The organism is Allobosea sp. (assembly GCF_030695125.1).
GTDB lineage: Bacteria > Pseudomonadota > Alphaproteobacteria > Rhizobiales > Beijerinckiaceae > Allobosea.
The window spans coordinates 1-3,893 of the sequence record NZ_JAUYTP010000061.1; the positions used below are offsets into that span (position 1 = coordinate 1).

General features: G+C 65.0%; 3 protein-coding genes and 1 pseudogene. 3 read left to right on the plus strand and 1 reads right to left on the minus strand.

Annotated elements, in window-relative coordinates; translation table 11 throughout:
* The first annotated feature begins 88 nt into the window (after nt 1-88).
* From glsA to Q8S38_RS18785, 3 genes and pseudogenes are all read left to right on the plus strand, one after another.
* Nucleotides 89-844 (plus strand): glutaminase A, encoded by a 756-nt coding sequence (gene glsA, locus Q8S38_RS18775; RefSeq protein ID WP_305681867.1) that lies wholly within the window; start codon nt 89-91, stop codon nt 842-844.
* A gap of 78 nt (nt 845-922) precedes the next feature.
* Nucleotides 923-2,134: a sodium/glutamate symporter gene (gltS, locus tag Q8S38_RS18780; protein WP_305681868.1), complete on the plus strand. Its 1,212-nt coding sequence runs from the start codon at nt 923-925 to the stop codon at nt 2,132-2,134.
* A gap of 77 nt (nt 2,135-2,211) precedes the next feature.
* A pseudogene (locus Q8S38_RS18785) lies at nt 2,212-2,377 on the plus strand (LysR family transcriptional regulator); the annotation flags it as partial.
* Nucleotides 2,378-2,456: 79 nt separating this feature from the next.
* Here the strand turns inward: Q8S38_RS18785 and Q8S38_RS18790 are convergent.
* A protein-coding gene (locus Q8S38_RS18790; protein WP_305681869.1) for an IS3-like element ISMex37 family transposase occupies nt 2,457-3,808 on the minus strand; the annotation gives its coding sequence in 2 pieces (ribosomal slippage) (nt 2,457-3,472 and nt 3,472-3,808; 1,353 coding nt in all).
* Between the last annotated feature and the right edge of the window lie 85 nt (nt 3,809-3,893).

The window sequence follows — 3,893 nt, forward strand, 5'->3', positions numbered from 1 at the left end:
CGCGCTTCAAGATCGACGTAGCTGAAAAGCTCGCCCGTCCGATTGTCGTCACCGCGCATGCAGAGATATCCGAAACCCTTCGAAGACAATGAATCACGCCGAATGCCCTGCGGCGAGCGGGTTTTTCAACAGCCTGCTAGGCGCGGGCGAGGCGCGCCGCAGGATCGGCGTCAACAGCACGGGCCTGCCGTTCAATTCGGTGATGGCGATCGAGCTCAACCAGGACAGGACCATGAACCCCATGGTCAATGCGGGCGCGATCGCGACCACGAGCCTGGCACCGGGCGGCAGCGCCGAGGCGAGATGGCAATTCATCCGCGAGGGTCTTTCGCGGCTCGCCGGGCGCGAGCTCGCGCTCGACGAGGAAGTCTATGCCTCGGAAGCGGCGACCAACGACCGCAATCGCGGCATCGCGCGCCTGCTGCACGGCTATCAGCGCATCTATTCCGATCCGGACGAGGCGACCGACATCTACACCCGGCAATGCTCCCTCAACGTCACGGTCAGGGACCTCGCCGTCATGGGCGCGACGCTGGCCGATGGCGGCGTCAACCCGGTGACCGGTGAACAGGTGATCGATGCGGGGCGCTGCCGGCAAGTCCTGGCGGTGCTGGCGACCGCCGGCCTCTACGAACAATCAGGCGACTGGCTCTACGAGGTCGGGCTCCCCGGCAAGAGCGGCGTCAGCGGCGGGCTGGTCACGGTGGCGCCGGGCAAGGGCGGGCTCGGCACCTTCGCACCCCGGCTCGACGGCGCCGGCAACAGCATCAAGGGCCAGTTCGTCACCAAATTCCTGTCGGACCGGCTCGGCCTGAACCTCTTTGCCTCCCGCCCCGCCCGGTGATAGAGGCCGGACGTGCAGACCGGCAGCCGTGCCGGCGGCAACCCCGCCTGAAATACCGTGCCGAAAGCGCCAGAAGCCATGACAGAAGTCGCCCGTTCGATCATCGCGCCCGACTTCCTCACGGTGACGCTCGGCATCGTGGTGTATTTCGTCGGCGTGCTCCTGACCCGGCGCGTAGCATTCCTGCAGAACTACAATATTCCCGAGCCCGTGACCGGCGGCTTTCTCGCCGCTCTTGCGATTTGGGCCCTGCATGCCGTGACCGGATGGAACATCGGCTTCGAGCTGGCGACGCGCGACCGGCTGCTGGTGATCTTCTTCGCGACGGTCGGCATCAATGCCCGCCTGTCCAACCTGCTGGCCGGTGGCCGGGTGCTGGTCATCCTGTGCGTGCTGACCATAATCTTCGTCTTCCTGCAGAATGTCGTGGGCACGCTCGGCGCCTCGCTGTTCGGCCTGCCATCGGCCGCGGGCGTGATCATGGGCTCGGTCGCGCTGGTCGGCGGGCATGGCACCACCATCGCCTGGGCACCGGCCATCGCCGCCGAGCACGGCTTCCCGGCCGCCATGGAGACGGGGACGGCCGTCGCGACGCTCGGCCTGATCGTCGCCAGCCTGCTCGGCGGGCCGGTGGCCAAGTTCCTGATCGAGCGCGGCAAGCTCACCGCCGACCCGCCGGGCGAGACGGCGGCCAGCCTCGCTCCCGAATCCGATACCGCCCCGATCGACAAGTTCAGCATCATGCAGGCGCTGCTGGTGGTGAACATCGCCATCGTGCTCGGCTATCTGGTCCATGGCCAGATCACGGCGACGGGGCTCAAGCTGCCGCTGTTCGTGCCCTGCATGATCATGGGCATCGTGCTGTCGAACACCGTGCCGCTGATCTTCCCCAAGCTGCCCTGGCCGGCGCGCTCGCCTTCGCTGGCGCTCGTCTCCGATTATTCGCTGTCGATCTTCCTCGCCATGTCGCTGATGAGCATGCAGCTCTGGACGCTGGCACAGATCGCCGGGCCGCTGCTAGTCGTGGTGGCGATGCAGGCGATGCTCGCCGTCGCTTTCATCCTGCTGGCGATCTTTCCGCTGCTCGGGCGCAACTACCAGGCGGCGGTGCTGAGCGCCGGCTTTACCGGCCTGTCGCTCGGCGCCACGCCGACCGCCATCGCCAGCATGACGGCGGTGACCAAGCATTACGGCCCCTCGCCGAACGCGTTCATCATTCTGCCGCTGGTCTCGGCCTTCTTCGTCGACATCGTCAACGTCGTGGCGATCACCTTCTTCCTCGGACGATGAGGCCTGCAACCTCCCGCCCCATCGAAGTAGACAAGCTCGACCCGTAGCGCCCTTCTCGCGGAACAGGTATACCGCGCGTGGCCTCGGGATACGACGCCGGCGTGCGCATGGGCGAGCAGGTCGCCAAGGACATGATCGCGGGCGGATCGGCCCGGAGATGCGCATGGCCGTGGTCGGCTCGCCTATTTGGAACGGCATGGCGTGCCCCGGACACCGCAGGACCTGACCGCTCATAACAGCATCGCGACCTGTCCGTCGTCAGATGATTTGAGACTGTTTCGGCGTCTCAGGAACGGAGGTTCTGGCTCATCTGGGTTTGAGGTTATGCGGCCTGCAGCTGGTGCTGCAAGCGTCTGTGCTGGATTGTCTGGCGCTTGATCCTTTCGCGTTCGGTGAGGATGGCCTGCCCGCGGTTGAAGTAGACATCGGCGGGCGTCAGGTTGCCGAGGCTCTCGTGAGACCGGGCATGGTTGTAATGCTCAACGAAGGCCGCGACCTGCCGTTCAAGGTCACCGGGCAGATAGTAGTTTTCCAGCAGGATGCGGTTCTTCAGGGTCTGGTGCCAGCGCTCGATCTTGCCCTGCGTCTGGGGATGATAGGGCGCGCCGCGAACGTGTTTCATGCCTTTGCCGTCGAGCCAGGTAGCGAGGTCGGCCGAGATGTATGAGGCGCCGTTATCGCTCAACAGTCTCGGCCGATGTGCGACCGTGATCTGGTCGAGCCCCGATGCCGCCAGCGCCAGATCGAGCGTGGCGGTGACGTCGTCAGTGCGCATCGTGGCGCAGAGCTTCCAGGCGACGATGAAGCGTGAGAAGTCGTCGAGCACGGTCGAGAGATAATACCAGCCCCATCCGGTGATCTTCAGGTAGGTGAAGTCGGTCTGCCAGAGCTGGTTGGGCGCCGTCGTCTTGTCTTTGAACTCGGACGCCGCCTTGATGACGATGTAGGCCGGGCTGGTGATCAGGTCATGCGCCTTCAGCAACCGATACACCGACGCTTCCGAGACGAAGTAGCGTTTCTCGTCGGTGAAGCGCACCGCAAGCTCGCGTGGACTCAGCTCCGTTTCGCGCAGCGCCAGGTCGACGATCTCGTCCCGAACCGGCTCGGGGATGCGGTTCCAGACTCGATCCGGCCGCGAGCGATGATCGGCGAGCGCCTCAACTCCGCCGGTGAGATAGCGATCGTACCAGCGATAGAACGTGGCGCGCGGGATGCCCAGTTTGTCCAGGGTGCGCCGCGCCGGTAGATGCGATCCCTCGACCAGCCGGATGATCTCGGCCTTCTCGGAGGCAGGATACCTCATGTGTCGTCCTCCCCATCCGCCAGCATGCTTTTTTTGAGCAGGCGGTTTTCCAGGGTCAGATCGGCCACGGCCTCCTTCAGGGCCTGCGCCTCGCGACGCAGTTCCTTCACCTCGTCCGACGTCGCGGCGCGGGCCGTGTCACCGGCGAGACGGCGCTTGCCGGCGTCGAGGAACTCCTTCGACCAGCCGTAATACATCGACGAGGCGATCCCCTCGCGCCGGCACAGCTCGGCAATGCTCTCCTCGCCGCGCACGCCTTCCAGCACGATGCGGATCTTCTCTTCGGCCGAGAACTGCCGGCGCGTCGCTCGGCGGATGTCCTTCACGACCTGCTCTGCCGGTGCTTTCTCCGGACCCGATTTCTGTCTCATCTGCGCTCCATGATGGCTGCGATGATCCAGAAATCCTCCCTTCCCGAAAACCCCTAAACTGTCTCAAGAGCGCTGACGGCAGACA

What these genes read in the sequence shown, in the direction of transcription:
- glsA (WP_305681867.1), top strand. Translation starts at nt 89, where the DNA reads ATGAATCACGCCGAATGCCCTGCGGCGAGCGGGTTTTTCAACAGCCTG.
- gltS (WP_305681868.1), top strand. Translation starts at nt 923, where the DNA reads ATGACAGAAGTCGCCCGTTCGATCATCGCGCCCGACTTCCTCACGGTG.